This window comes from Mucilaginibacter auburnensis (genome assembly GCF_002797815.1).
GTDB lineage: Bacteria > Bacteroidota > Bacteroidia > Sphingobacteriales > Sphingobacteriaceae > Mucilaginibacter > Mucilaginibacter auburnensis.
The window spans coordinates 1,925,851-1,951,640 of the sequence record NZ_PGFJ01000001.1; the positions used below are offsets into that span (position 1 = coordinate 1,925,851).

Genomic DNA, 25,790 nt, shown 5'->3' on the forward strand with positions numbered 1-25,790 from the left:
ACCATGAAGATAAAATTCTGCCTCCCTGTTATACTTTTTGCACTTATTATATCTGCCTGTAACTCCTCAAAAAAAAGCGATGTTCCGGTAGTTGGTTTTATTGATTACCTGGAAGATGCAACGCTATCACAAGCCCGTGTTGGGTTTACAGACGCGCTGAAAAAGAACGGCTTTAGCGAAGATGCCAAAACAGTGAAAATTGAATACAAAAACGCCGAGAACAGTTTGCCAACACTCACCCAGATAGTTAATTATTTTATTTCTGAACCGGTTGACCTTTTGGCTACCTGCACTACTTTATCAACCCTTACATCGGTACAAAAAACCAAAGCCATACCCATTTTTGAAATGGTTTCGCCAACGCCTGAGCGTATGGGGGTTATAGATGCCACCGGAAAAGCTCCGGCCAACCTGTTTGGCGCAATGGAAGACCTGCAATACATTGACACATCTTTCAATATCATTCCGCAACTGCTTAAACCTAAAGGTAAAAAGCTGGTTATCGGCATGATCTATAACCAGGCCGAGCCGCAATCAGAAGATGCCATGAAACACATCAAAGAATTGTCTGATGCAGCAGGTATTACCCTCATCGCACTGCCACTAAATACTTCGGCAGATGCGCAACTGGTTACACAATCGTTGTTGAGCAAAAATATTGACGCTTTTTTTGCCAATCCAGATAATACCGTATTTGCAGCTTTTGAAACGGTTTTGAAAAATTGCAACGCGGCTAATGTGCCTATTTTTACCAGCGAAGCCGGTTTGGTTAAACGTGGCGCGGTTGCCGCCTTTGGCGCCGATATTTACCAATGGGGTTACCAGGCGGGAGAGCAGGCCGCGCAGTTTTTAAAAACCGGCAAAACCGATGGTTTGAAACCCGAAATGGTGAAACTGCGCAAACGTGTGTATAACGCCGAGGCTGCCAAAAAATATAACATTGTGATGCCTGCAAATTTTGAAGCTGTAAAATGAGTTTTTACTTAACAGCACTGTTGCAAGGTTTGTGTTTTGCCGGACTGGCGTTGGGTATTTTTATATCCATGAAGATATTTAAGATACCTGATATTACTACTGATGGGAGCTACACACTTGGCGGTGCGGTTACAGCGGTTATGCTGACCCATAAATTGCCATTTGCGCTGGTGTTGCCTACCGTGTTTGCGGCAGGAGCGGTAGCAGGAGCAATAACCGGTTTTTTGCATACCAAGTTGAAAATAAATGCCTTATTGGCGGGCATATTGGTGATGACAGCGCTGTACTCCATTAATCAATTGGTGATGGGGCGCTCAGATCTGCCGTTAATTAATACGCCCTCATTGTATACTATTTTATTTATTAGCGGCGATGCCAACATCAATACCTTCTGGATATTAGCTTTATTTGTGCTGACAATTATAGCGCTGATAGGTTACCTGCTTAAAACAGACTTTGGTTTGGCTATGCGCGCCACCGGCGACAGCGAAACCATGATCAGGGCATTGGGTGTAAATACCGATACCATGAAAATAATTGGTTTAGCTTTAGCTAACGCGCTTACCGCGGTGAGCGGTTATTTAATGAGCCAGCTGCAAGGTTTTGCAGATATTAATATGGGTATAGGCATTGTGATAATAGGCTTAGGCTCTGTAATTATTGCCGAAACTTTAATAAGCCGCTTCCAAATAACATCTGTTTGGCTGAGTTTGGCGTTGGTGCTTGCCGGAGCTGTGGCTTTTCAACTGGTGTTGGCCTTTACGCTAGATATTGGTGTTGATGCCAAATTGCTTAAGCTGGTTACCGCACTGTTTGTGTTACTGATTGTTAGCTTGCCGCGACTGAATTTTTTTAGTAAACCATTATAAAACCCTATAAAATGAAAATGTTCTACAAAAGCTGCCCTTTGGTATGCCTTGCTGTATTCGCGTTTGTAACGTGCCTGTTTGCAGGTGTGCAGGTGCAGGCCGCTACACGTTACCTGTACAAAATTAAGGTGTACCATTATAAAACCCAGGCGCAGGAAGACAGGTTAGACGCTTACTTTAAAGATGCTTACCTGCCTGCCATGCATCGTGCCGGTGTGAAAAATGTTGGCGTGTTCAAAGTAATTAAGCAGGATAGCCTCGATAAGAAAATTTACGTTTTTGCTCCGTATAAAACTTTTGATGAGTTAGAATCTGTAGATCAGAAATTAACTAATGATAAGCAATACGTAGCAGCCGGTAAGGATTACCTGGAAGCAGCATCGGCCAACACGCCTTATGCTCGTATTGAGACGATAATTTTACGTGCTATGACAGGTGCACCCGAACCGGAAACTCCAAAATTGACAGGACCTAAAAAAGACCGCGTTTACGAACTGCGCAGCTATGAAGGCGCTACCGAGGCTTTGCATCTTAACAAGCTAAAAATGTTTAATGATGGCGATGAAATGGGCATATTTAAGCGCCTTAACTTTAACGCGGTATTTTACGGAGCGGTTGTAGCAGGCAGCAAAATGCCTAACCTGATGTACATGACCACCTTCAACAATCAGCAGGAGAATACCGATAAATGGAAGGTATTTATGAGCGACCCGCAGTTTTCGGCCTTGAGTAAAGATCCGCAATACAAAGGCAACGTATCAAAAAATGAGCGCGTTTATTTGTATCCTACAGATTACTCGGATTATTGATAAAGTGTCTGAGAGCTTACGCTCTTTCAAGCATGCTAAGAAAAAAGTGTTCAGCAAAACTGCTGAACACTTTTTGTATTTGGTAAATTTACTTAGTGTTCTCAAATCTGTCCCATTTGGTGGACCAGATTGGGCGAGTTTGACCGGTTTGGTTCAAAAATGGAGATATTGATTAAATTAAGTGTTGTGCAAGTATTTGATAACCAATATTGATTTGTCCAAATTTTATTATATAAAAAAGTTACTTCGCCTATTGATGTGGTACAGCTTAGTGTACTAACGGCGTTGGAATTTGTACCTGTCGGCATTATTAAAATTAACCGTATAACGTGCGGATAGCCTTACATAAGGGTAGTTTTTAACTACATCGGGAAAGTCTCTGTAATTGCCCTGAAGCGTAAAGTAACCCGACTCGCCAACTACCGAAAGGTTTTTATAGATCTTAACGTCCAACTCGTTTGATACCGCATGCAGATAGTAGTGGGATGGGTCGCCATTTACGGTGCCGAGGTAACCACCGTTATAATGAATACCGAAACAGATCTTATCAGAAAAAGCAATAGTACCACCGCCTGTTACAGAAACTCCCATGCCATAATAATAATCGCGCTTATTGAATATACGAAATGCCGGAACGGCACCAAGCAGTATAGGACCGGCACCTACATTGGTGGTCAGCTTGAACTTTTTAGGCAAATCGAATTCTGAGATCAGGTTAGCTTTAACGCTTTGCCCTCCAAAAAAGAATGCCTGGTTCCTGATGTAGTCATAATTAGCAGAGAGTACCACCACGTGGTTAATTTCTTTATTTGAGCGAATGCGCCATCCCGCCAACGAGCCATAAACACTTATTAGGTTTACTACAGAACTATCATCTTTACCGGCTTCAATATTTACTACTATATTACTGAACGGGGTACGATAACCCTGGTAAGGTGTGCCATATAAGAACTTCATGTGTCCGTACAGCCCATAAATACCACGGTTGTCGGCATTATACCGACGATAGCCCAGGTCAAAATCAGCCAATACTTTTGACGAATCGCGCTCTATGGTATTGCGCGTAGATTTACCCCACTTACCCGTGATAATACGGTTAAAGCCATTCATTGGGCTTACCACAAAAGCAAGCACCTCGCTGGCATTACGCTTGAACCCGCGGCCACGGTTGTTCACGATCATGTTAGACAGGCGGTAGGTCATCTCACCCAATACTATACCACCAAAAGAAGTGTTAATAGCATCATTGATAGAAGGTCGCTCGTTTTCTGCAAGTAGCTCCCAAACCAACGTGCCGGCTACAGTGCCCGGTATAGATTCATAAAAATTATACCCATTTGCCCTGAAAGAGTTGAAATACAAGCTACCATGATACGGGTGACCAAACTGGTTAGTTTGAAAAGGGTCGCGGTCCCATTCCCAGGCGCTCGGCTTAAGATTGCGCCCCATGGTAGAAAGGTTAATGTCGGCGTAATCTTTTTTGGCTATGAACTTATTGTATAAAAACGGGGTAACCAATGCCAGTCCGGTACTTGCAGCAGCTCTGCCAAAGTGTTTTTCGCGGGGAGGTTCTATTGGCGGGCGCTTTCTTTTGGTGCTGTCAACAACTGCCGGTAACTCTAAAACAGGCACGACCTGCGCAAAGGTATCAGCAAACAATAAAACGAACGAGAATGTAAAAAGCAGCTTAAGAACATTAGCTTTAATTGCAGTAGGTCGAAGTAGCGTCATAAAATAACGGCACGGGCTATAACATATTTCCTGACAAATAGGTAAGTAAGTGTTGGTGCCGTGTGTATAAAGGCTAAAGTTTATAAAATGTTTGCACCACATTAATTTTTTGTGATGCAAACATTTGCTACCCGTTATATGCTTCTTGTAGTTTACCCATATCCAACTTGCTCATTTGCATCATGGCGTTCATGGCGCGTTTTGCCCCCTCATTATTAGGCCCCCATAAAACCGTTTCCATCATTTGCGGAACAATTTGCCATGACAGGCCGTACTTGTCTTTTAACCAGCCGCATTGGCTTGGCTGTCCGCCATCAGCGGTAAGTGTATCCCATAGGTAATCAACCTCCGCCTGATCTGCACATTTAACAAAAAAGGATACAGACTCGTTAAACTTAAACATTGGTCCACCATTGAGTACCATAAATTCCTGGCCGTTAATAGTGAAAGATGCTGTTAATAGTTTATCGCCCATTTTGTGCATGCTGCCAATTTTAGCATCTTTAAAAACAGATACATAAAAGTTAATGGCTTCTTCGGCGTTGTTGTCAAACCATAAAAACGGTGTTATTTTTTGCATAGTGTTTGCCTCCCGTAAATTGTTTTAGATGAATATTTGTTGATGTAAAGTTACTTCCCTGTTTATGAAAAGGAGAGGGGCATGTACGACAATGTTGAGGGGAGATCAGGTCAGTTTATCGGGTAGGGTATCGCCGTTAAACATCAATGTTAAAATGTTGATATAAAAAGGCGCTTAAAAATGTAAATAAAATACAAAGTTTATATATTTGCGCTAATTGTACATAATTATAATATGAAGAGTTTAGGACTTGTTTTAACATTTGTTGGTTTAGCCATAATTGCTGGTTGTTTCTTTTTAACTCCTCCTCATGAGTTAAACCCAGCCGATTCAGAAAGCGGTTTAAAAGCAGCAGCAGCGGCTACTTACGGTGGCTTCATTGTTTTCGGTGTAGGTATTGTAATGTACATTTCAAGCCTTCCTTTCGCTAACGAGAAGAAGTAGTTTCTTTAAGATATATTAAGCCATCGTGATCCGCATCGCGGTGTTGCTTGTCTCCCATAATTTGGAATAACAACAAAAAGCTCCCGAAAAATCGGGAGCTTTCTGTTTTATATGATGGCTTGCCGTTACTTATTAACTACATTAACAGGCCGCCCTTTTATAAAAGCGTTTAGGTTACTTACAACAATTTCCAACAAGCGTAAGCGGGCCTCCTTAGTTGCCCATGCAATATGCGGTGTAACCAAACAATTTTTGGCAGATAATAATGGGTTATCAGTTGGAGGCGGCTCAACAGAAAGCACATCAATACCTGCTCCCGCAATAACGCCGTTGTTTAAAGCATCCGCTAAATCCTGATCCACTATAATAGGTCCGCGGGATGTGTTTACCAGCAGAGCGGTCGACTTCATTTTCTTCAAGCTTTCTTTGTTGATCAGGCCTTTCGTTTGCTGAGTAAGCGGACAATGTATGCTCACTACATCTGCCGTTGTTAACAGTTCATCTAAATCAACCCATGCAAAGTTGGCGCGATGCGATTGGTTTCTTTGTGTGCGGCTATGGGCAATTACGTTCATCCCGAATGCTGAAGCGATATCGGCCACACGCTGACCAATTTCGCCAAAACCAATAATGCCGATAGTTTTACCGGCAAGTTCAATTAACGGTGAGTTCCAATAACTAAAATCAGCTGATTTAACCCAGTCGCCTCTTTTAGCAGAATCACTGTGCTTCTGCACATGCAAGGCCATCTCCAGCAAAAAAGCAAAAACCAGTTGCGCTACCGACGCAGTGCTGTATCCGGGCGCATTGCTCACTATAATGCCCCTTTGTTTAGCAGCTTCAATATCAATAATATTATAACCGGTAGCCAAAATGCCTATGTATTTAAGTGCGGGCAACTTATCAATATGCTCTTTCGTAACCTTTGCTTTGTTGGTCAGAATGGCCTCTGCATCTTTAGCGCGTTCCACTACTTGCTCAACAGGGGTTCTGTCATAAATGGTTACATCGCCCATTTGCATCAAACTGTCCCAACTAATATCGCCGGGGTTAAGTGTATAGCCGTCAAGTACTACTATTTTCATTGGTTGATTATTTGTTGCGCAAATTAACGCTTTAATATATCCCACAAAACAAAAAACCTTCTCCGTTTATGGAAGAAGGTTTTTTGTCAGACTAATTTTTGCTTAATTAATATTAAGCGGCACAAATAAGCTGAAGGTAACATTTCGCCCAGGATTGTAAACACCAAAAGTTGGATTGGTTAATGCCAAACGGCCCGGACGAAGGCGGTTCAACGCATCATAGTAACGCCTGTTGGTTAAGTTGTTGCCAGACACGGCTAACTTAAAGGCCTGTTTGCCCATTTTAAAGCCGGCACCTATGCCTGCATTTAGCAATGTATACCCACCTGCCGTAGTTTCAAAAGTTGGGTCAACTCGATTTTGACTGAAAAAGTTGTCCACGCCAACTGATACAAAAAAGCTGTTCAGTCCGTTTACTTTTGGCTCAAAGCGTAAGGTATTCCTGATAGTTCCGGCAGGGATCAACGCCAACGGACGATCAAAAGTTTTGTTCTGCGCGTGGGTGTACGAGAACGTATTGTCAAAGTGCAAAAACTCAGCAGGGTGCAGGTTTAAGCTTCCCTCAACACCATATAAGTTAGCATTTACCTGCCCATAACGGTAAACATCGAAGTTTTTGGTATTACCATCTTCATCGGTCTCGGTGATTTGCTGACCTGGAACTGCCGAGGCGTAGATGTAATTGTTGATATAGTTTTGGGAAACGCCGATACTGCCTGAAATTACTTTTCCGTCAAAATCTAAGGTAGCATCTGCCTGATAGCTGCGCTCAGGTTTCAAGTTGGGATTGCCAATTTCATAGCGTATGGTACCCTCGTGTGCACCGTTTGAACCTAACTCTGCAGGATTAGGTGCGCGGAAGGCAGAGCCTGCGTTGGCTTTAAAAGTTACACCCTCGCTGAACAAGTGGGTAAAGCCCAACGCGCCGCTTACATTGCTGAACCTGTTTTTAAAGCCCGGAAATTTTTCCTCGCCTTCAACAAAAAATTGTTTGCCATCATTATTTATATGGTCAAAGCGTATGCCTGCATTGAAGGTATTTTTATCCCATGATTTTTTGACATAAACAAAAGCCCCTACAGATGTTTGGTCATACTCTGGTATGAGGTACTCATAACCTTTGTTTTTACTGCTTTCGTTAGATGCGCTCAGGCCAATAATAGGCTGCCATCCGTTTGCTTCACCAAGATAATATTTAGCATCAGCCGAGAAGGTATTCAGGTCGAAGAAGAGAGCAGGATCTGCGCTTTCCAATTCCCTGCGTTGGTTTTTTTGATAACCCAGATCCAACTTCAAAGTGTTGTTACCTATAATAAAATTGTTGTTTAAGGCCAGTTTATAATGGCGAATGTCTTGTCGTGGGAAATCCAACTTACGGCCACCTGCAATATCTGTATATAGCTGGTCGCCAGGTTCGGCATCATTAAAGCCAATGTTATTTTTAAAGTAGGAGAAATTTAAATGCGAGTAACCCCACTCTTTATTTAGCCCCAGCATACCACTTAAGCTGGTGTTGTTAAAGCCACTGTTGATATAATAACCCGCTGGAGTTTTAAAGTCGCCTGCGTTTTGGTAAGAACCACGGCCGCGCCATACAAAGCCATTGCTGTTACCACTGAGCATTAACGATGTGTTGGTTAAGCCGTTATTGGTGGCATAGCTACTTAAAAATTCGCCTTTAATTTTTCCCGGAGATGGAACCAGCGGGTCGAGCACGTTGATAACCCCGCCAATAGCATCTGAACCATATAATAATGATGCAGCGCCACGCAGCACCTCAACACGGTCGGCCTGATTTTGGTCCAGTTCAATGCCGTGCTCATCGCCCCATTGTTGACCTTGTTGTTTTACGCCGTTAGATAGCGTAACTACGCGATTATAACTTAAACCGCGGATAACAGGCTTAGATATAGCGCCACCTGTAGTTATTTGGCTCATGCCGGGCACCTGTCTGGCTAATGCATCTATCAGGTTGGTTGAAGAAGTGAGTAACTCTTCCCGCGATACGCTGCTGGCAGAGGTACTGTTACTTTTGTTGCTTGAGGTAATAGGCGTGCCGGTTATAACCACCTCGCGTATTTCAACAATACTGCGCTCTAAAGCAAAGTTAAGGTCTGCGCCGGCTGCCAGATCAACCGTTTTAACCTGCGTTTTATAACCCGAATAGCGGGCCTCAACTACATAACGCCCTTTTGATGGGAGTGAGGTGAAAGAGAATTTGCCGTCGGCATCCGTAGTGGTACTCAGGCGCAGTTGAGCTATAGTAATAACGCCACCGGGAAGTTTCTCACCGGTTTTAACATCTGTTAATGTGCCGCTTATTGAGCCTGCAACTCCGGCAAATAAAAAATATGGGAATATTACAGCTATAAAAAAGCTGAATAATGATTTAAACTTCATTACAAAATTGTTTAACTGATAAAAAGAATAATGATAAATATGCCGGTAAGGCATTGGGGTGTTCAGTTAAACAGTAGGGGGACCGCGGGTGGCAGCCAGCACCAACGAAATGTTTTGGTACGAAGGTGAAGCTGTTTGTTGGTGTTTATAGGCAATGCCATAAATAATGGCATTGGGCAATTCAATATTTAAAAGCGGTGTTGAAGCATGACTGATCTGGCAGATCTTACAACTCTCGTCTGCGCTTGTAGTTGCATGTTTTGATGGAGAAGTTTTAGAAACTACAGCAATGTGGCTGTGGGTTAAAACAATTACCTGCCCCGTGCTAAAACACAGCAGCAAGGTAATTGCTATTAAAATATTTTTCGCCTTCTTTTTCAAAACCTCTGCAAAGATATGTTTTAAAGCTAAAAGCAACAAGTTTGCATTAAGTAAAATTTACAATGTTGCGTTTACGATTTTTTTGCAGTGGCGAAAACTATTATGCCGCCAACCAATAAAATACCGCCGGCATAAGGTGGCCAGCTCACAGTTTTTTCTTTATCTGCAGATATTTCCAGCGGACCTGCATCAACTACTTTTTCTTTTTTGGTGTAAGTAAAACCGGTCCATATCAGCATAACTACGCCGATAACGATCATAATAATTCCAACTGTTCTATTCATGGTGATGTGTTTTTGTTACTACACAACTTGTTTAAATTAGAATTGTTTTTGATCAGGCAGGGCAGGGCGTTCTATCTGGATTGCTTTTCAGGTTCAGGGTAAACAGAAATATTGTGCAGTAAAGACTGTACAAGGTAAGGCGAATGCAAGTGGTATTTTGCGAACGATATTTCGTCGCCTACCTTAACAGTGTAAGCATTTGGCAAGCCCTGCAGTTTTTTAAACATATCTTCATCAGTTTTATCATCACCAATACAAAGTATAAAGTCATAACTATCAGCATCAATTACTTTTTGCGCTGCAACGCCTTTATTTATGCCCTTAATGCGTACCTCGATAACTTTATTGCCGTTTAAAATATTTAGTGGCAATGATGCGGTTAAGTCAACCAGTTGGTCAAACAACTCGTGTGCCCTCAAGCCACCCAAAACCGGATCAGCGTTGCGATAATGCCATGCCAGCGAAAACTCTTTGTGTTCAATGAACGTATCCGGGCATTTGGCTACGTATAAATCCATAATGCGCTCAACTTTGCTCATTAGCTCTTGTATGTCCTCCTTAACGGCATAGTCCCATTTACCGCTTCTGTACCAAAATTTAGCGCCATGCTCGGCAATTAGGCCCACATTTAAGTTGCCCAACCATTGTTGCAGAAATGAACTTGAACGGCCGCTGATAATGTAAACATCATTATCGGCGTTATTTGCCAGCTCTTTTATTATGCTCAAAAGTGCTTCATCAGGCACTGCATCTTCCGGAAATTTAGTAAAGGGTACCAACGTACCATCATAGTCAAGCAGCAACAGTCGCTTTTGTGCTCCGCCGTATTTTTTAAGCAGATGCGCCTTTGAGAAATTATCCAGTAAAGCTGGCTGTGTGTTTAACTGATGACTAACTGTAGCTGTTAAATTATCAAAAAAATCAGATGCCCAGGTGTCAACATTGTAGTGCTTTATACAGTTCTGCATAGCGCTGATGCGTTTGGCCTGTTCAGCCTCGGGCATTTCAAGCGCCTGTTTGATCATGGTAGCAATCTCAGCCGTATCGTTTGGGTTGATCTGTAAGGCATCGGTTAGTTCTCGGGCCGCGCCGGCCATTTCGCTTAATATTAAAACGCCGCGCTGGTCTTTTCTGCTGGCCACAAACTCTTTGGCAACCAGGTTCATGCCATCACGCAATGGGGTGATGAGTGCCAGGTCGCAACTTGTGTATAACGCAATCAGCTCATCAAATGAAAGACTATTGTAATGATAGATAACAGGTTGCCATGTTATTGAACCCATGGAGCTATTGAGATTGCCTATATATTCATCGATCATTTTTTTCTGCTCGGCATACTTATCTATGGCATCTCTTGAGGGTACTATTACCAGGATAAACACTACTTTACCTATATAGTCCGGGTTGTCTGACAGAAACTGATGATAACCTTTTAACCGGTTTTCTAATCCCTTAGTGTAATCTAACCTATCTACAGAAAATATGAGTTGTTTGCCGTCTTTTAGGGTTGTATATGTTTCCCTAAAGGCGGCGACGTCTGGGCTATCAGCCGCTTGGTAGAACTTGTCAAAGTCAATACTGATAGGGAAGGCATCAACTTTTATTCTCCTGTCATCCCATACAAAATGCTGACCGTCTCGTTGTACTTTTAAAACCCGCTCAATGCTCGTTAAAAAATGCGAAGCATAATCTATGGTATGAAATCCAATCAGGTTAGCGCCCGCAATGCCTTTAAGTATTTCGTGCTGCCATTTTTTGGGTATTACCCTGAACAGTTCGTAAGAAGGGAAGGGGATATGTAGAAAAAAACCAATTGTCAACCACGGAAAGCGTTTTCTAAGCATACCGGCTAAAGGCATTAGGTGATAATCATGGATCCACACCATGTCATCATGCCTTATGTGTTGCGCTAATGTATCGGCAAATATTTTATTAGCACTCATGTATGCCTCAAAATCAGCGTCATCATATTGAGCAAAGGACGGGAAGTAATGAAATAAGGGCCAGATCAATGAATTGGAAAAACCATCATAATAATGCTGATAGGTGTCGTCATCAATAAAAACCGGCAAAAAGTTATGATCAGTATTTGAACCTTCAGGCCGTTCTGCATTATTCCATAGTCGCTCGTCGCAACCGGGATAGCCTACCCATATATCTTCAGACACGCTGCCTTTACCCTGTTTTTGAAGGTAAGAGCTAATAGCAGATACTAACCCACCCGAAGATGGCTTTAGTTTATACTCATCGCCGTTTTGTTCAATTGTTAATGGTAGCCTGTTTGATATGATTATTAATCTGTTCTTCATCTCTTTCACTTTTTTAAAATAAAAAAGGAAGGTCTGCGGAGACCTTCCCTGCATCAAACCTTATTAAAAACGACTAATAAGGTTTATGGTTTAGTAAAATTTAAAGCAGTAGCTATCAGCGCCAACCGCCGCCTAATGCGCGGTACAAATTAACCTCGCTTAAAAATATATTCTTTTTGGTGACAGCCAGTTGCAACTCGGCATCCAATACATTTTTTTGGGCGGTAATTACTTCCAGATAGGTAGCGCGGCCAACCAAGTAAAGGTCCCGCGATACGCTAACCGCGTTATTCAATGCCGTAACTTCGTTTTCTTTTAGCTGATAATAGTTGCGGAAATTGTCCATTCCCCGTAAACTGTTCATCACTTCCTGATAGCCGCCTATAATGGTTTTCTGATAATCGTATAGTGCTGCTCTGGCTTCGGCTACTTTATATTCATAGTCGGATTTTATTCGCTTTCTGTTTAGCAAAGGGGCGGTAAGTCCGCCAACAATACCGAAAACAGCCGAAGTCGGGTCAAATAACAACGCTCCTTTAAAAGCATTGTAACCGCCATAAGCATTGATGGTTAATGCGGGGAAAAACGCAGCTCTTGCCGAACGGATATCAGCATTAAGCGCAACCAGTTCCAGTTCTGCCTGGCGTATATCCGGGCGGTTGAGTAATAGTTGTGTAGGTATACCGGCTTCCAATTCGCGTGGTTCAGCTAATGATATAATCGAGGTATCGCGCGTTATTTTTCGGTCAAAGCTGCCTGTTAACAACCGCAATGAGTTCTCGGTTTCGGTAATTTGCTGCTGTACTTCATACATTAAGCCTTTGGTATAAGCCAATTGCGCTACAAATTGCTGAACGGCAAGCTCGGTTGCTCTGCCGCCTTGCTTTTGTATCTGCACAATTTCCAGGGCATCTTCCTGTAGTTTTATGTTTTTCACAATGATGCGCATTTCGCTATCCAATGCAAGCAACTCGTAGTAGTTAGCAGCGATTTGAGCGGTCAGTTCTGTAGATACCAATCTAACACCACTTTGGGTTGCCAGGTAACGGGCCAATGCTGCCTTTTTTTGATTTTTCAGCTTTCCCCACAAGTCAACTTCCCATGAGCTTCTAACACCGATAAAAAAATCGGGCGTAGGGTTGGTTGGAATAATTTGTTTACTGTTTAAGTTAGGCGAAAGGTTACTATCATAATTACCTACACCATTCATAGTGTACGCGCCAAACTTATCTGCACCCGCAGTTGCGTTAAAATTAACCCAGGGTAGCAATAACGATTTATTATACCTGAAGTTAGCCGCCGCCATTTCAACCCTTTGCAAAGTTACCTGCAGATCAAGGTTTGACTTAAACGCAGTATCCAGTAGGGCAGTAAGATGTGGGTCGGAGAAAAAAGCTTTAAATGGCATAGACGGTAAAGCGCTTGAATCCGAAGTAGGGCCAATGTAACGCTCAGGTAAAGCCATATCCGATTTAACGGTAACTGCCTTATAGTTTTTACATCCTGCTGCCATGGCTAACAGCAGGATGGTGGTATATAATTTATATGATTTTAGAATACGTAACATTAGCTAATTAATGATGGTTAATATGTTCGGGTTGCGTTGTCTCTATAGGCATAACTGCCGGTTGAGGTTTCTTTTTGCCCATAGAAGCAAATATTACATACAAGCCCGGAATAATGAATAAACCGAATACAGTACCGAATAACATACCCCCTGCGGCAGCGGTTCCTATTGAACGGTTACCAACTGCACCTGCTCCGGTTGCTATACACAGCGGTATCAAACCGGCTATGAACGCGAAGGAGGTCATGAGGATTGGACGCAAACGAGACGAGGCACCTTCTATGGCTGACTGTAACACCGTTGCGCCTTGCTTTTGGCGTTGTACCGCAAACTCAATAATAAGGATAGCGTTTTTACCTAATAAACCAATCAGCATTACTAAGGCCACCTGCGCGTAAATGTTGTTTTCGAGGCCAAGTATCTTCAGGAAGAAGAATGCTCCGAAAATACCTGTAGGCAATGAAAGTATAACCGGAAGCGGCAATAGGAAGCTTTCGTACTGAGCGCATAACAACAGGTATACAAATATTAGACATAGCAGGAATACGTACAAGGTTTGGTCTCCTGACAATATTTGCTCACGCGTCATACCAGACCACTGGAACACATATCCTTTGGGTAGCTCAGACGCTTTTTCTTCGATGGTCTTAATAGCGTCACCACTACTAAACCCAGCATCTGCATCGCCCGTAACCATTGCAGATGTGTACATGTTAAAACGGGTAACCTGTTCCGGACCTAACACTCGTTTCAACGTGATAAAGGTGGAGAATGGCACCATTTCGCCTTTATCATTCTTAATGGTTAAATGCAGCAGATCTTCCGGCTTGGCCCGGTATTCAGGAGAGGCTTGCACCATCACTTTATACATTTGTCCGAAACGAATAAAGTTAGAGGCGTAATAACTACCCATTAGCGTTTGCAAAGTAGACATGGCATCGTCAATGGTAATGCCTTTTTGTGCAGCCACAGCCTGGTCAATTGACACAAGGTACTGCGGGAATGTAGCGTTAAAGCTGCTTGATGTTCCAACAATTTGAGGAGTAGCATTAAGTTTTTCAACAAAGGCGTTGGTCACCTCGGCTTCTTTTACCAAATTGCCTGTACCACTTTTATCTAATATCCTGAATTCAAAACCACTGGTGTTACCGAAACCCTGTACAGTAGGAGGAGGCAAGAATTGAATAGTTGCGTCTGAGATATTTTTGGTCTTTTTTTCAAGTAGGGCAATAATATCATTTACGTGCTCTTTGCGGTCGTCCCATGCTTTAAGGTTGATCATACCCATACCATAAGAAGCACCGGCGGTATTGTTTACCAAACTGAAACCAGCCAAGGTTGACATGGATTCAACCGCTTCTAATGATTTAGCCTGCTCATAGATGGCTGAAAGTACGTTTTCGGTACGTTCAACCGTAGCGCCAGGAGGCGTAGTAACGTTCACATAGATAACGCCCTGGTCCTCTGTAGGGATAAAGCCTGTTGGAAGTATTGCGTTAACGCCCCAGGTTGCAACAAAGAAAAAGGCTAATATACCTATAGTAAGACCTTTACGGCCTGCAATTTTAGCCGTAAAGCTGGTGTAGCGATTACCAACAGCGTCATACCCGGCATTAAATTTGTCAAAAAACCGACCCAACGCTCCTTTATGCGCAGCAGGGTTGTGGGGTTTTAGCATAAGGGCGCAAAGGGCCGGTGTTAAGGTTACAGCGTTAATGCCTGATATTACGATGGAGAACGCCAGTGTTAATGAAAATTGGCGGTAGAATACACCAACCGGTCCCGACATGAACGCCACAGGAACAAATACTGCCGACATAACCAGTGTTATGGCAACTATGGCACCGCTAATATCTTTCATGGCAGCAATGGTGGCATCCATGGGGGACAGGTGTTCTTCAGTCATTTTTACGTGTACGGCCTCTACCACAACTATGGCGTTATCCACCACAATACCTATGGCCAGTACCAGCGCAAATAATGTTAACAGGTTGATAGAGAAGCCCAATGCCTGCATACAAAACAATGTTCCAATAAGCGCAACAGGTACGGCTAAAGCTGATATTAAGGTTGAACGGAAATCCTGGAGGAAGAGATAAACCACAACAAACACTAATAAAAAGGCTTCAACCAGCGTACGCAATACCTCATGTATAGAGGCATCCAAAAAGCGGGAAACATCATAATTAACATTATATCCCATTCCCTTAGGGAACTGCGTTGCTTTAAGTTCGGCCATGCGGCTTTTGATGTTGGTAATAACCTCACGCGCGTTTGAACCCGGACGCTGTTTGATCATGATAGAGGCGGATGGCCTGCCATCAGTTTTAGACACCATGCCATAATTTAATGAGCCAAACTCAACATCAGCAATTTCGCGGAGCTTTAATACAGCTCCGGTAGCATCGGCCCTAATCACAATATTTTTGTATTCTTCCGGTTCAAAAAACTTACCCGGGTAGCGTAATACGTATTGCAAAAGTTGGGGCGATTTATCAGAACTTACACCTGTTTTACCTGGTGCCGCTTCCACGTTTTGTGCCCTGATGGCTTTGATCACATCATCGGTCGACACATGATAAGAACTCATGCGATCGGGTTTTAACCAAACACGCATGGCATATTCTTTAGCGCCTAAAATTTCGGCATAACCAACACCGTCAATACGCTTAAGCTCCTGCAGAACATTGATATCGGCAAAGTTGTAAATGAATTTTTCGTCAAGGTTGTCGTCCTCACTTATAATGTTGAGGTACATCAGCATACTGTTCACTTCCTTTTCGGTTTGAACACCTGCTTTTGTTACTTCCTCAGGTAACTCATCAAGGGTTTTTGAAACACGCCCCTGCACAATTACAGCCGCCTGATCGGGGTCAATTCCCACGGCAAAGTTTACTTCAATAATAGTTAAGCCATCATTGGTACAAACGGTTGACATGTAAGTCATACCCGGCACACCATTAATGGAACGCTCCAACGGGGTGGCTACTGCTTTGGCACACACCTCGGCGTTGGCACCGGTATAGTTGGCCGTAACGGTAACAGTAGGAGGAGCAATATCAGGAAATTGCGTAATGGGTAGCTGTAATAAAGCCAGTATGCCCACTAAAACAATTAACAAGGAGATTACAAGCGACAACACCGGCCGCCTGATGAACATTTCGAACATAGTAGTACGTTAGATAAAAATAAAAGATCTGGCAGCCCGCAGCTTAGCGGCGAGCCGTTACTTATTTCATAGCCAGTTTTTTTCCTGCCGAAGCATCAACAGGTTTTATAACCATGCCATCGCGCGCATTTTGAGTGCCTTCATACACAATTTTGTCACCGTGTTTTAAACCGCCATCTTTCACCACATAATAATGGGCAAGGCGGGTTACAGGCGCAATACTTTGCATGTGTAACATGTTGTTTTTATCTACCACGTATACGTAGCTTTTATCCTGTACATCAAATACCGATTGCTGAGGAACCAGTAAAACAGAATCTACGTTGTTAGAAATATACAGTTTACCTGTAGCGCCATGGCGTAACAGTTTATTGGGGTTGGGGAATTTTGCCCTGAAATCTATTGAGCCGGTTGATTGCTCTATCTGGCCTTCAATGGTCTCTATTTTTCCGGGATGCTGGTAAGCGCTGCCATCAGACAAGACCAACTTTACGTTAGGGTCTGACACTTTTTTTCTTTCTGCACGCTGATATCTTAAATACTCATTTTCAGGAAAGCTGAAGTAGGCATACATCTCAGAAATGTCAGAAACATCCGTCAGTAAAGTTCCCTCATCTATCAAACTACCTGCTTTAAGGGGAATGCGGTCAACTATGCCATCAAACGGAGCGCGTATGCTGGTGTAAGCCAAATGGTTTTCCGCGCTCTGTACTGCAGAGCGCGCTTCTTCAATAGCGGCTTTGTCTGCGTTTTGTTTAGAGTAGGCCAGTTCAAGTTCTGATTTTGAGATAACCTTTTTATCTACTAACAACTTAATGCGTTCTACCTCAACTTCCGAAGAACGGGCGGCGGCAATAGCGCTACTTAATGAGGCTTTTGCTTTGCTTAGCATAACGCGATACTCTTCGTCGCTTATTTTAAAAAGAAGCTGTCCTTTTGTAACAGGTTTGCCTTCATCAACATAAATTTTTTCAAGAAAGCCTTTTACCCGGGCACGTATCTCTACGTTTCTAACAGCCTGTATATCGGCCACATAAGGGGTTTGTAAAACGGTATCTTTTGCGGTAAGGGTTATTACCGGTAATTGTTCAATAGTTTGTTTTGGTTCTTCGTTATCCTGACTATTAGCTGTACAGCCTGTTATATAAACAGGTAATGCAATAACCAACAGCCATATATAAACAGATCTTTTAGTTGCCATGATTTTTATATTATGCGTAGTGTAGTTTGATGTCGATTTATAGTGACATCTGATAGAAAGAACGCGGATGCGTTAGCAGAATAATTATGGCAGATCAGAAAGGACTTAGCCGGAATAGAAAGTTATAATAGCTTGGTAAAAAATGACTTACAGTATTATATTTTCCTATATAGAGCTTTATAGTTGTAGGAACGTTCTCGAAACAGAAGGTTGCAATTTGGGTTGGCACCATTGTCGCGGCAATGGTAACACGGTTAACCAAAAAATGGTTACGGTATTTTATTTTATGACTGTCGCCTTGAGGAGCTTCGTCAGCATCATCAAAAAGAAAATGGGCAGCTGAGCAAAACAGCGAACTCATTTCAACCAAATTCTCCTGCGATTCGTCTGAATAATTAGCATTTAATGCTAAACTGGTAGGCACCTGAAACCATATAACTGAATTGATCAGCCATATGCACATCACTATATTTGCCCATCTCTTTAGCATATCTGCGAATTTAATGATTAAAAAATTAAAAAATGAAAGCAGTTGTAGACAAAATGATATTATTTTGACGTTTGTAATACAAATTTTATAATTAATGATAAGACATATGTAAACTTATGTTTGGATATCAAATTATTTTTAAAAATATCAAAACTTTAAAAAAACAATTTTCATATTTGTCCCAATAAAATGATGGTCAAAACATTAAACATTAACTGGTGGTGGCTTAACGAGAAATCGTAGGGCAAGCCCGTGTTATATTATATATTATACGCTAAAGGGTTGCCAGTTCGGTAACCCTTTTTTGTTTTAAGATCATTTTAATTACTCTGGTTAATTTATGAAGCAAATATTAAATCACCTTTTTGAAAACAAGTCGTTTACAAAAGAGCAGGCGCAAGAAATTTTAACGGCTATTTCGACAGGCAAATACAACAGCTCGCAAATTGCAGCTTTCATGACTGCTTACTGCATGCGCAATATAACTGTAAATGAGTTAGAAGGCTTTAGGGATGCGATGCTTGACCTTTGTTTGCCTGTTGATTTGGGTGGTGTAGAAGCTATAGACCTTTGTGGAACCGGTGGTGACGGTAAGGATACATTTAATATTTCAACATTGGCATCATTTGTGGTTGCCGGTGCAGGCTACAAAGTAGCCAAACATGGTAATTATGGCGTGTCGTCAGGCTGCGGCTCATCAAATGTAATGGAGTATTTGGGATATAGCTTTACCAGCGATATTGATACTTTAAAAAGAAGCATTGATACCGCCAATATTTGCTTTTTGCATGCTCCGCTGTTTCACCCGGCAATGAAAACAGTGGCCCCCATAAGGCGCGAACTGGGTGTAAAAACTTTTTTTAATATGTTGGGGCCTATGGTTAATCCGGCGCAGCCAAAAAATCAGTTGGTTGGGGTTTATAATTTGGAGCTCGCGCGCATGTACGCTTACCTGTATCAGCGCTCCGACAGGAGCTATACCATATTAAACGCCATTGACGGTTATGATGAGGTATCATTAACCTGCGATTTTAAAACATTTTCTCCGGAAGGCGAGAAAATTTATTCGCCGGAGGGAATAGGCTTTACAAGAATCGACCCAATTGAGATAATAGGAGGCAGTACTGTTGATGAGTCTGCTGAGATCTTTACTACTGTGTTAAACGGCAACGGTACCGAAGCACAAAATAATGTTGTTTTGGTAAACGCGGCTTTGGCTATTAAAACAATAAAAAAGGGCAACACGTTTGGTGATTGTTTTTATGAAGCAGAAGAATCACTAATGCAACTCAAAGCCTTAAAGAGTTTTAAAACTTTGTTAGCGAACTAATATGAAGATAAAGGTTTGTGGTTTACGCGATGCGGATAACATAAAAGCTGTTGCAGCTTTAGCGCCTGATTTTATCGGTTTAATTTGCTACGAGCGCTCGCCACGATTTGTTTCGAATATTGATGCTACCGGGATTGATGCTTTACCTGACACTATTTTAAAGACGGGCGTTTTTGTAAACGAAAGTGCGGAGAATATTCAGCTATTAATAGATGACTATGGTCTTGATGCTATACAGCTACATGGTAAGGAAAGTGCCAATTTTGCAGCAGCATTCAAAAACAAAGTTGTAGTTTTAAAGGCTTTTGGGGTTGACGCAGGTTTTGATTTTGAGCAACTGAAAGATTATGTCGGTAAGGTTGATTTTTTTCTGTTCGACACCAAAACAGCAGCGCATGGCGGCTCCGGAGAAACCTTTGATTGGCGCATGCTGAACAGCTATAATTTGAATGTTCCGTTTTTTTTAAGCGGAGGTTTGAGCATTGATAATCTTGACCAGATAGAAAAAATTAAACACCCGCAGTTTTACGGTATTGACGTGAACAGTCGCTTTGAAACCGCACTGGGAGTTAAAGACATAAAGAAATTGGAAAAGGCATTTGCCATTATAAAAAAATATACTAAAAATGAAATACGGAGTTAACGAGCAGGGCTACTATGGCGATTTCGGTGGTGCCTACGTTCCCGAGATGCTTTACCCCAATGTGGAGGAGTTACGTCAGCAATATTTAAGCATACTTGACGACCCCGCCTTCAGGGCTGAGTTTGATAAACTGATGAAAGACTACGTTGGCAGGCCATCGCCTCTGTATTTCGCAAAACGATATTCTGAGAGATATGGCGCTAACATCTTTCTTAAACGGGAGGACCTGAACCATACCGGTTCGCACAAAATAAATAATGCCATAGGGCAGATACTTTTGGCTAAGCGACTGGGCAAAAAGCGCATTATCGCAGAGACAGGCGCAGGTCAGCATGGTGTTGCAACGGCTACAGTTTGCGCTTTAATGGGTATAGAGTGCGTAGTTTACATGGGCGAGGTGGACATGGCCAGGCAGGCGCCAAACGTGTCGCGAATGAAGATGTTGGGCGCAAAAGTGGTTCCTGCAACTTCCGGCAGTAAAACTTTAAAAGACGCAACCAACGAAGCGTTGCGCGACTGGATAGCCAACCCGGTTGATACACATTACATCATCGGCTCGGTAGTTGGGCCTTATCCTTACCCTGAGATGGTTGCTAAGTTTCAATCAATAATATCTTATGAGACTAAAAAGCAACTGCTGGAGCATACAGGTAATGAACTACCGCAGTACGTAATGGCCTGTGTAGGTGGGGGCAGCAATGCTATGGGCATGTTCTATCATTTTTTAGATGACGAGGATGTTAAGTTAATAGCTGTCGAGGCCGCGGGAAAAGGCGTGGACAGCGGCCATTCGGCTGCTACTACATTTTTGGGCAAAGAGGGCGTTTTGCATGGCAGTCGTACTATTTTAATGCAGACAGACGATGGGCAGGTGGTAGAACCATATTCCATTTCGGCGGGATTAGACTATCCGGGTATTGGTCCTCAACATGCGCACCTCTATAAAATTAAGCGTGCGCAGTATGCCAGCGTTACTGATGACGAAGCACTGCAGGCGGGGTTACTGTGCTGCCAGTTAGAGGGCATTATCCCGGCCATTGAGTCGGCGCATGCTTTGGCACAGTTAGAGAAAATGCAATTTAAAGCCAACGATAACGTGGTGATCTGCCTGTCGGGTAGGGGAGACAAAGATCTGGATACTTATATTAAACACTTTGGATATTAGTTAAGACCATGGTCCATTGTCCATAGACCATGGCTTTACATTTAATTACCGATACAACTATGGGCTATGGTCCATTGACCATGTGCACAAAAACAACGCAAATGAATCGCTTAAATCAACTCTTCAACGAGAAGAATAATAACCTTTTATCTATTTACTATACAGCTGGTTATCCCACTTTAAATGCTACGCTTGATATTGCGGAAGCGCTTGAAAAGGCCGGTGCAGATTTCCTGGAAGTTGGTTTCCCTTACTCAGATCCGGTAGCAGATGGCCCTACCATTCAACATAGTTCACAACAGGCGTTGGATAACGGCATGACCTTAAATCTGTTGTTTGAGCAATTGGCTGACCTGCGTAAGCGGATAACTATCCCAATTTTACTGATGGGTTATGTTAATCCTATTGTGCAGTATGGCGTTGAGCGTTTCTGTAAAAAAGCGGCCGGAGTTGGGGTTGACGGCGTTATTGTACCCGATCTGCCGATGTATGAGTATGAGAGTATGTACGCGCTTTTTTTTAAAGACAATAACCTCAGTAATATCTTCCTGGTAACTCCGCAAACATCGCCGGAGCGTATACGTAAGATAGACGCTTTAAGCAACAGCTTTATTTACCTGTTATCTTCCTCGTCTATCACAGGGGGAAGCCTTAATGTGTCGGCTAATATTGAGGAATACTATCAGCGTGTTAAGGATATGCAGTTAAATAACCCTACCATCATTGGCTTTGGTATTACAGATAAGGCTTCATTCAGCAAGGCTTGCGAGTATGCCAACGGCGCTATTGTAGGCAGTAAGTTTGTAAAATTGTTAGGGGAGGAGAACTATCTTGAAAAGATACCCAAATTTATACAAAGCATACGTTGATGTGATGCGCTTTTGATCCGTTAGTTTGAGTAAATTTTGTGTTTCACCGTTACAAATAAAATAAGGAAATAACATGAGTAATAACGATGTGATGAAGAAGCTTAGAGTTGCCTTGAAGCTTACCGACGACGAGATCATCAAAATAATGGAATTGGTGAACTTCCGGGTTACTAAAACAGAACTGGGAGCCATTTTCAGAAGCGATGATCACCCTAACTTTAAACCGTGCGGCGACCAGTTTTTAAGGAATTTTCTTAATGGATTGATCATCCACAAACGTGGTCCGCTGCCACCGGCGCTGCAAAAAGCAGATAAAGCTTAGTTGCGCTCAATTATGCGGGCTTTTCCGCTTTTAAGCAGCTTTTTTACTTCGTCAGAGAATTCTTCCCTTCCGCCAAAATCCTGCACCCAGTACGTATTATAATAGGCAATGCCTATCTCTTTAAAACCAGGCTCCATCAGGTTTTGGCAATGACCGGGGCTTTTGAACCAGCCTTCTGTTACTTCGGCAATTGTACGTTGTCCCTGTGCTATGTTCTCACCTACCTGGTAGCTTTTGTAACCCTTGCGGCTGTAACCGGCATCTTCAATGCGGTTAACTATTTTACGACCATCTTTGCTATCATGACTAAAATAGTTCTTTTTAGACATGTCTTTTGCGTGGTTTATAGCGGCATCTTCCAAATGGTCGTTCCAAACCAGTGGGGCAACAGGGCGCATGTATAGTCCGCCGCAATTACATCCTTTTTGCCTTACTTTGTTTATACGTTCTAAAAATTCACGCTTAAACTTATTGCCTGATGGTACATCCTGCTTAGCTGTACTACATGCCAATAACACCAGGGCTGATAATGTTAGAATGATAGATCTCATGTTGATAAGACGCTTCAACTTCTTTTGGGTTTAATAGCCTATGAGTTACGCTGTCTTTTGTTCATCCAAAGCGCGACAGCAATCGCAATTATTAGCAGAAGAATTATAATGACGCTATTTTTTTGGAGGAATCCGGGCGCGGCGCTTTTTTGGTTAGCTTGGGCTGTATTTTTTTTTTAACAACAGTTGTTGAGTCCGTAACAACTGTTTTCACTACCATGTCCATCTCAGCTTTGTGCAGGCTATCGTCAATAAACAGGTGTCTGTCCATTGCTATTTTGCCTTTTTTAGGATTTTTCATCCGGTTGTACAGCAAGGCATAGTTCAGTTGTACTGTTGATTCTGTTCGGGGATCGCGATTAGCTACGGAAATCTTCAAGGCTTCATTCAGGTCGCGCATAGCCAATGTATAATCCTTGATATCCATTTTTATAGCAGCCATTTTGATCAATGATCGCATAACATTAGTACCATCGTGTATGGCGCGCGATAATGAATTTGATTGTATAATGAACCATTTGGCTTGCGGAAATTTTTTTTGCGAATGATAAACAGTGGCCAGATAATCAAAGCAATTGCGTAAACCAACTGTATCAGCATATCGCGAAAATAGATGCAAGGCTTTGTACGTGTAGTTCAGTACCTCATTTTGGTATGCAAATCGGGTTTTTTTATTTTCTAAACTATCATAATTAAGATATTGCGCTGCTATTTCCGCGTATAAAATAGCTTTTACAGAATCATTTTGGGTTGAATCCAACTGCGATTTTAGCTCTGCCACACGATTTTCCACTGGAGAAATTTGCTGTTTAAGACTGTCAATCTTCACAAGCGCAAAGCAGTTTGCCGAGCAAATAAGCGCGATCAGGATCAAGTAAAATTTCTTCATACAAAAAAGTGTAACGGCAGTAACTGCTAATCAAATAGTGTGCCCGGTTGCAGCAACTTCTACCTGCATGGAGAAATAGCCAATAGAAGGTACTATTTAAAAAACTTATGAAGATAACTAATGAGAAGTGTATGCAGAAATGTACAGTAAATTATTCAGTAATTAATTACTGAATAGCAGCCTCGTATTTGTCAACAAAGCGTTTAAAAGGGTTTATTTGTTTTAAAATCAAGTTAAACAGGATTATACCGATAATTGCACAGGTTATGCCAGCCAAAACATCTAACACGTAATGGTGGCTGGTGTATATCGCTGTAAGCCAAATACCTATCATAACAGTTGCTAATATTATGTTGGCAGCGCCTAACTTGTTCTTTAAACCGTAGTAAAGTACAATGATAGGGTAAGCCGAGTGCAGCGATGGCATGGCGGCAAATACGTTAGAGCCTTTTTGATAAATAGAATGGAAAAGGTTAATGTGGAAATAATTATCAAAACGTGCCAGTCCTCCGGTACTTCCGGGGGTGTTGGGGTAAAAAACGAAGCCGTGTTCTTGTATATACCAGGGTGGTGCGGCGGGGAAGGAGTAGTAAACCACAAAACCCAGCAGGTTAACTAAAAAAAAGGTCATGGCAAAGCGCAGAAACTGACCTCTGTTTTTGAAAAATAAATAGGCGCCAAAACCTAATGGAACGGGTATCCAGCACAGATAGAACAGGCCGCCAATAATATCAAGTATGGTTTTTGAATTTAGTTTCCAATACTCATTAGGCGTGAGTAATTGGTTGTTGTATTTTATACCGAAAAGTTGTTTTTCAAAGTTATACAGATCAGCCAGGTGTACATGGCTGATGGTATAATTTGGCACAGCTTTCATGTAATCAAACAGTATCCAGTAAACTATAAAAACCGAAAACCCTAAAATAAACTTACGGGTTATATCCGCTGCGTAAAAACAAACATTGAATATACCTACAAGCACTAACTGGTCGGTTTTGAAGCCAACCACCCAAGCTGATAAGAGCAGGTAAGCTATTGATAATAGCGAAACAGTTAGTATAGAACGGGTATTAACTGCTAAACTCTGATCAACAGCACCATTCATCTATTTTTTAATAAAATCTGAACTGAATATTTTATCCCAAAGCGGAGATGTTACGCCATAACCTTTGTCTGGATCCTGGTAATGGTGCAGCATGTGGTGCTGTTTTATTTTTTTCCAGATGCTTCCTTTAAAGTTAAAGTGGTGAATGGCATAGTGGGTAATATCATAAAACAGATAGCCTAAAATAAAGCCCGGGAAGAACGCGAAAACATAATTTTCAGGTAAAATAGCGTTAAACAAAAAGTAAAACGCTGTAGCCAATGGAATGCTTACTGATGGTGGTAAAACCAAACGTTTTGCATCACTGGGATAATCATGGTGTACACCATGGAATATAAAATGCAGGCGTAAACCTATTTTGTTCTTAGGTACATAATGAAAAATAAATCGGTGCATTACGTATTCGGTAAGCGTCCAAACGGCCAATCCTATAAAAAAGAACTCAACGTAAGTAAGAAAGCTTAAACCTTTTTCGGCAAGCGCCCAATAGGTTGAAGCCAGTATAACCGGAATAAATATGTATAAAGGAACGGTATAATGAACCTTTGAAAGCAATTCTAAAAAATCGCTTTTAAACATTCTTACTGAATCCTGGGAATTAGATATATATTTCTTTTTCATA

At 42.0% G+C, this 25,790-nt stretch carries 24 protein-coding genes; 9 read left to right on the plus strand and 15 right to left on the minus strand.

Annotated features, from left to right (window positions below):
• Window positions 1-3 precede the first annotated feature (3 nt).
• The 3 genes from CLV57_RS08605 to CLV57_RS08615 are packed head-to-tail and all read left to right on the plus strand — an operon-like array spanning window position 4 to window position 2,653.
• Window positions 4-975 (plus strand): ABC transporter substrate-binding protein, encoded by a 972-nt coding sequence (locus CLV57_RS08605; protein ID WP_100340897.1) that lies wholly within the window; start codon window positions 4-6, stop codon window positions 973-975.
• Window positions 972-1,844 carry an ABC transporter permease gene (locus tag CLV57_RS08610; RefSeq protein ID WP_100340898.1) on the plus strand — a complete coding sequence of 291 codons (873 nt, stop codon included), beginning with the start codon at window positions 972-974 and terminating at the stop codon, window positions 1,842-1,844. Before CLV57_RS08605 ends, CLV57_RS08610 begins: the two co-directional genes overlap by 4 nt.
• Window positions 1,845-1,855: 11 nt before the next feature.
• Window positions 1,856-2,653, plus strand: a complete 798-nt coding sequence (locus CLV57_RS08615) for an NIPSNAP family protein (RefSeq protein ID WP_211290039.1) — start codon at window positions 1,856-1,858, stop codon at window positions 2,651-2,653.
• Between the two features lie 276 nt (window positions 2,654-2,929).
• Here the strand turns inward: CLV57_RS08615 and CLV57_RS08620 are convergent, their stop codons facing one another.
• Together CLV57_RS08620 and CLV57_RS08625 are read right to left on the minus strand one after the other, a co-directional pair.
• A complete protein-coding gene (locus CLV57_RS08620) occupies window positions 2,930-4,384 on the minus strand; it encodes a DUF3943 domain-containing protein (protein ID WP_157799107.1) in 1,455 nt (484 codons plus the stop codon).
• A 127-nt stretch (window positions 4,385-4,511) separates the two neighbouring features.
• Entirely contained in the window at window positions 4,512-4,964 is a 453-nt protein-coding gene (locus tag CLV57_RS08625) for a VOC family protein (RefSeq protein ID WP_100340900.1), read from the minus strand.
• A 234-nt stretch (window positions 4,965-5,198) separates the two neighbouring features.
• On the opposite strand from CLV57_RS08625, the gene CLV57_RS08630 reads away from it, so the two are divergent.
• Window positions 5,199-5,408, plus strand: coding sequence for a hypothetical protein (locus CLV57_RS08630; RefSeq protein WP_100340901.1), 210 nt, complete (start codon window positions 5,199-5,201; stop codon window positions 5,406-5,408).
• Window positions 5,409-5,533: 125 nt separating this feature from the next.
• Here the strand turns inward: CLV57_RS08630 and CLV57_RS08635 are convergent, their stop codons facing one another.
• The 9 genes from CLV57_RS08635 to CLV57_RS08675 form a co-directional block, all read right to left on the minus strand.
• Window positions 5,534-6,493 carry a D-2-hydroxyacid dehydrogenase gene (locus CLV57_RS08635; RefSeq protein ID WP_100340902.1) on the minus strand — a complete coding sequence of 320 codons (960 nt, stop codon included), beginning with the start codon at window positions 6,491-6,493 and terminating at the stop codon, window positions 5,534-5,536.
• Between the two features lie 102 nt (window positions 6,494-6,595).
• Entirely contained in the window at window positions 6,596-8,893 is a 2,298-nt protein-coding gene (locus CLV57_RS08640; protein WP_100341350.1) for a TonB-dependent receptor, read from the minus strand.
• A gap of 66 nt (window positions 8,894-8,959) precedes the next feature.
• Window positions 8,960-9,274 carry a hypothetical protein gene (locus CLV57_RS08645; protein WP_157799108.1) on the minus strand — a complete coding sequence of 105 codons (315 nt, stop codon included), beginning with the start codon at window positions 9,272-9,274 and terminating at the stop codon, window positions 8,960-8,962.
• Between the two features lie 71 nt (window positions 9,275-9,345).
• A complete protein-coding gene (locus CLV57_RS08650; protein WP_100340904.1) occupies window positions 9,346-9,558 on the minus strand; it encodes a hypothetical protein in 213 nt (70 codons plus the stop codon).
• A gap of 71 nt (window positions 9,559-9,629) precedes the next feature.
• Window positions 9,630-11,867, minus strand: coding sequence for a bifunctional alpha,alpha-trehalose-phosphate synthase (UDP-forming)/trehalose-phosphatase (locus CLV57_RS08655; protein WP_157799109.1), 2,238 nt, complete (start codon window positions 11,865-11,867; stop codon window positions 9,630-9,632).
• Between the two features lie 115 nt (window positions 11,868-11,982).
• Window positions 11,983-13,434, minus strand: coding sequence for a TolC family protein (locus CLV57_RS08660; RefSeq protein WP_211290040.1), 1,452 nt, complete (start codon window positions 13,432-13,434; stop codon window positions 11,983-11,985).
• A gap of 7 nt (window positions 13,435-13,441) precedes the next feature.
• Complete coding sequence (locus CLV57_RS08665; protein ID WP_100340906.1) at window positions 13,442-16,603, minus strand: efflux RND transporter permease subunit; 3,162 nt, start codon at window positions 16,601-16,603, stop codon at window positions 13,442-13,444.
• 61 nt (window positions 16,604-16,664) lie between these two features.
• A complete protein-coding gene (locus CLV57_RS08670) occupies window positions 16,665-17,804 on the minus strand; it encodes an efflux RND transporter periplasmic adaptor subunit (RefSeq protein WP_100340907.1) in 1,140 nt (379 codons plus the stop codon).
• A gap of 94 nt (window positions 17,805-17,898) precedes the next feature.
• Entirely contained in the window at window positions 17,899-18,294 is a 396-nt protein-coding gene (locus CLV57_RS08675; RefSeq protein WP_157799110.1) for a hypothetical protein, read from the minus strand.
• A 340-nt stretch (window positions 18,295-18,634) separates the two neighbouring features.
• Between CLV57_RS08675 and trpD the strand changes: the two genes are divergently transcribed.
• From trpD to CLV57_RS08700, 5 genes are all read left to right on the plus strand, one after another.
• Entirely contained in the window at window positions 18,635-19,624 is a 990-nt protein-coding gene (gene trpD / locus CLV57_RS08680) for an anthranilate phosphoribosyltransferase (RefSeq protein WP_100340909.1), read from the plus strand.
• A 1-nt stretch (window position 19,625) separates the two neighbouring features.
• A complete protein-coding gene (locus tag CLV57_RS08685) occupies window positions 19,626-20,267 on the plus strand; it encodes a phosphoribosylanthranilate isomerase (RefSeq protein ID WP_100340910.1) in 642 nt (213 codons plus the stop codon).
• On the plus strand, window positions 20,251-21,432 hold the full coding sequence (gene trpB / locus CLV57_RS08690; RefSeq protein ID WP_100340911.1) for a tryptophan synthase subunit beta: 1,182 nt from the start codon (window positions 20,251-20,253) through the stop codon (window positions 21,430-21,432). Before CLV57_RS08685 ends, trpB begins: the two co-directional genes overlap by 17 nt.
• Window positions 21,433-21,533: 101 nt before the next feature.
• The gene (trpA, locus tag CLV57_RS08695) at window positions 21,534-22,301 is read left to right on the plus strand and encodes a tryptophan synthase subunit alpha (RefSeq protein ID WP_100341352.1); all 768 of its coding nucleotides are present in this window, start codon (window positions 21,534-21,536) and stop codon (window positions 22,299-22,301) included.
• Window positions 22,302-22,374: 73 nt separating this feature from the next.
• Window positions 22,375-22,623: a DUF1456 family protein gene (locus CLV57_RS08700; protein WP_100340912.1), complete on the plus strand. Its 249-nt coding sequence runs from the start codon at window positions 22,375-22,377 to the stop codon at window positions 22,621-22,623.
• Here the strand turns inward: CLV57_RS08700 and CLV57_RS08705 are convergent.
• The 4 genes from CLV57_RS08705 to CLV57_RS08720 form a co-directional block, all read right to left on the minus strand.
• Window positions 22,620-23,174 carry a CAP domain-containing protein gene (locus CLV57_RS08705; RefSeq protein ID WP_100340913.1) on the minus strand — a complete coding sequence of 185 codons (555 nt, stop codon included), beginning with the start codon at window positions 23,172-23,174 and terminating at the stop codon, window positions 22,620-22,622. The two genes, CLV57_RS08700 and CLV57_RS08705, sit on opposite strands and share 4 nt — an antisense overlap.
• A 103-nt stretch (window positions 23,175-23,277) precedes the next feature.
• The gene (locus CLV57_RS08710; RefSeq protein ID WP_100340914.1) at window positions 23,278-24,063 is read right to left on the minus strand and encodes a hypothetical protein; all 786 of its coding nucleotides are present in this window, start codon (window positions 24,061-24,063) and stop codon (window positions 23,278-23,280) included.
• A 166-nt stretch (window positions 24,064-24,229) separates the two neighbouring features.
• Entirely contained in the window at window positions 24,230-25,168 is a 939-nt protein-coding gene (locus CLV57_RS08715) for a phosphatase PAP2 family protein (protein ID WP_100340915.1), read from the minus strand.
• Window positions 25,169-25,789 (minus strand): sterol desaturase family protein, encoded by a 621-nt coding sequence (locus tag CLV57_RS08720; RefSeq protein ID WP_100340916.1) that lies wholly within the window; start codon window positions 25,787-25,789, stop codon window positions 25,169-25,171.
• Window position 25,790 lies beyond the last annotated feature (1 nt).

What these genes read in the sequence shown, in the direction of transcription:
- CLV57_RS08715 (WP_100340915.1), bottom strand. Translation starts at nt 25,168, where the DNA reads ATGAATGGTGCTGTTGATCAGAGTTTAGCAGTTAATACCCGTTCTATA.
- CLV57_RS08650 (WP_100340904.1), bottom strand. Translation starts at nt 9,558, where the DNA reads ATGAATAGAACAGTTGGAATTATTATGATCGTTATCGGCGTAGTTATG.
- CLV57_RS08720 (WP_100340916.1), bottom strand. Translation starts at nt 25,789, where the DNA reads ATGAAAAAGAAATATATATCTAATTCCCAGGATTCAGTAAGAATGTTT.
- CLV57_RS08605 (WP_100340897.1), top strand. Translation starts at nt 4, where the DNA reads ATGAAGATAAAATTCTGCCTCCCTGTTATACTTTTTGCACTTATTATA.
- trpD (WP_100340909.1), top strand. Translation starts at nt 18,635, where the DNA reads ATGAAGCAAATATTAAATCACCTTTTTGAAAACAAGTCGTTTACAAAA.
- CLV57_RS08625 (WP_100340900.1), bottom strand. Translation starts at nt 4,964, where the DNA reads ATGCAAAAAATAACACCGTTTTTATGGTTTGACAACAACGCCGAAGAA.
- CLV57_RS08635 (WP_100340902.1), bottom strand. Translation starts at nt 6,493, where the DNA reads ATGAAAATAGTAGTACTTGACGGCTATACACTTAACCCCGGCGATATT.
- trpA (WP_100341352.1), top strand. Translation starts at nt 21,534, where the DNA reads ATGAATCGCTTAAATCAACTCTTCAACGAGAAGAATAATAACCTTTTA.
- CLV57_RS08685 (WP_100340910.1), top strand. Translation starts at nt 19,626, where the DNA reads ATGAAGATAAAGGTTTGTGGTTTACGCGATGCGGATAACATAAAAGCT.
- CLV57_RS08660 (WP_211290040.1), bottom strand. Translation starts at nt 13,434, where the DNA reads ATGTTACGTATTCTAAAATCATATAAATTATATACCACCATCCTGCTG.
- CLV57_RS08670 (WP_100340907.1), bottom strand. Translation starts at nt 17,804, where the DNA reads ATGGCAACTAAAAGATCTGTTTATATATGGCTGTTGGTTATTGCATTA.
- CLV57_RS08610 (WP_100340898.1), top strand. Translation starts at nt 972, where the DNA reads ATGAGTTTTTACTTAACAGCACTGTTGCAAGGTTTGTGTTTTGCCGGA.
- CLV57_RS08675 (WP_157799110.1), bottom strand. Translation starts at nt 18,294, where the DNA reads ATGCTAAAGAGATGGGCAAATATAGTGATGTGCATATGGCTGATCAAT.
- CLV57_RS08705 (WP_100340913.1), bottom strand. Translation starts at nt 23,174, where the DNA reads ATGAGATCTATCATTCTAACATTATCAGCCCTGGTGTTATTGGCATGT.
- CLV57_RS08620 (WP_157799107.1), bottom strand. Translation starts at nt 4,384, where the DNA reads ATGACGCTACTTCGACCTACTGCAATTAAAGCTAATGTTCTTAAGCTG.
- CLV57_RS08665 (WP_100340906.1), bottom strand. Translation starts at nt 16,603, where the DNA reads ATGTTCGAAATGTTCATCAGGCGGCCGGTGTTGTCGCTTGTAATCTCC.
- CLV57_RS08640 (WP_100341350.1), bottom strand. Translation starts at nt 8,893, where the DNA reads ATGAAGTTTAAATCATTATTCAGCTTTTTTATAGCTGTAATATTCCCA.
- CLV57_RS08615 (WP_211290039.1), top strand. Translation starts at nt 1,856, where the DNA reads ATGAAAATGTTCTACAAAAGCTGCCCTTTGGTATGCCTTGCTGTATTC.
- CLV57_RS08710 (WP_100340914.1), bottom strand. Translation starts at nt 24,063, where the DNA reads ATGAAGAAATTTTACTTGATCCTGATCGCGCTTATTTGCTCGGCAAAC.
- trpB (WP_100340911.1), top strand. Translation starts at nt 20,251, where the DNA reads ATGAAATACGGAGTTAACGAGCAGGGCTACTATGGCGATTTCGGTGGT.
- CLV57_RS08630 (WP_100340901.1), top strand. Translation starts at nt 5,199, where the DNA reads ATGAAGAGTTTAGGACTTGTTTTAACATTTGTTGGTTTAGCCATAATT.
- CLV57_RS08700 (WP_100340912.1), top strand. Translation starts at nt 22,375, where the DNA reads ATGAGTAATAACGATGTGATGAAGAAGCTTAGAGTTGCCTTGAAGCTT.
- CLV57_RS08655 (WP_157799109.1), bottom strand. Translation starts at nt 11,867, where the DNA reads ATGAAGAACAGATTAATAATCATATCAAACAGGCTACCATTAACAATT.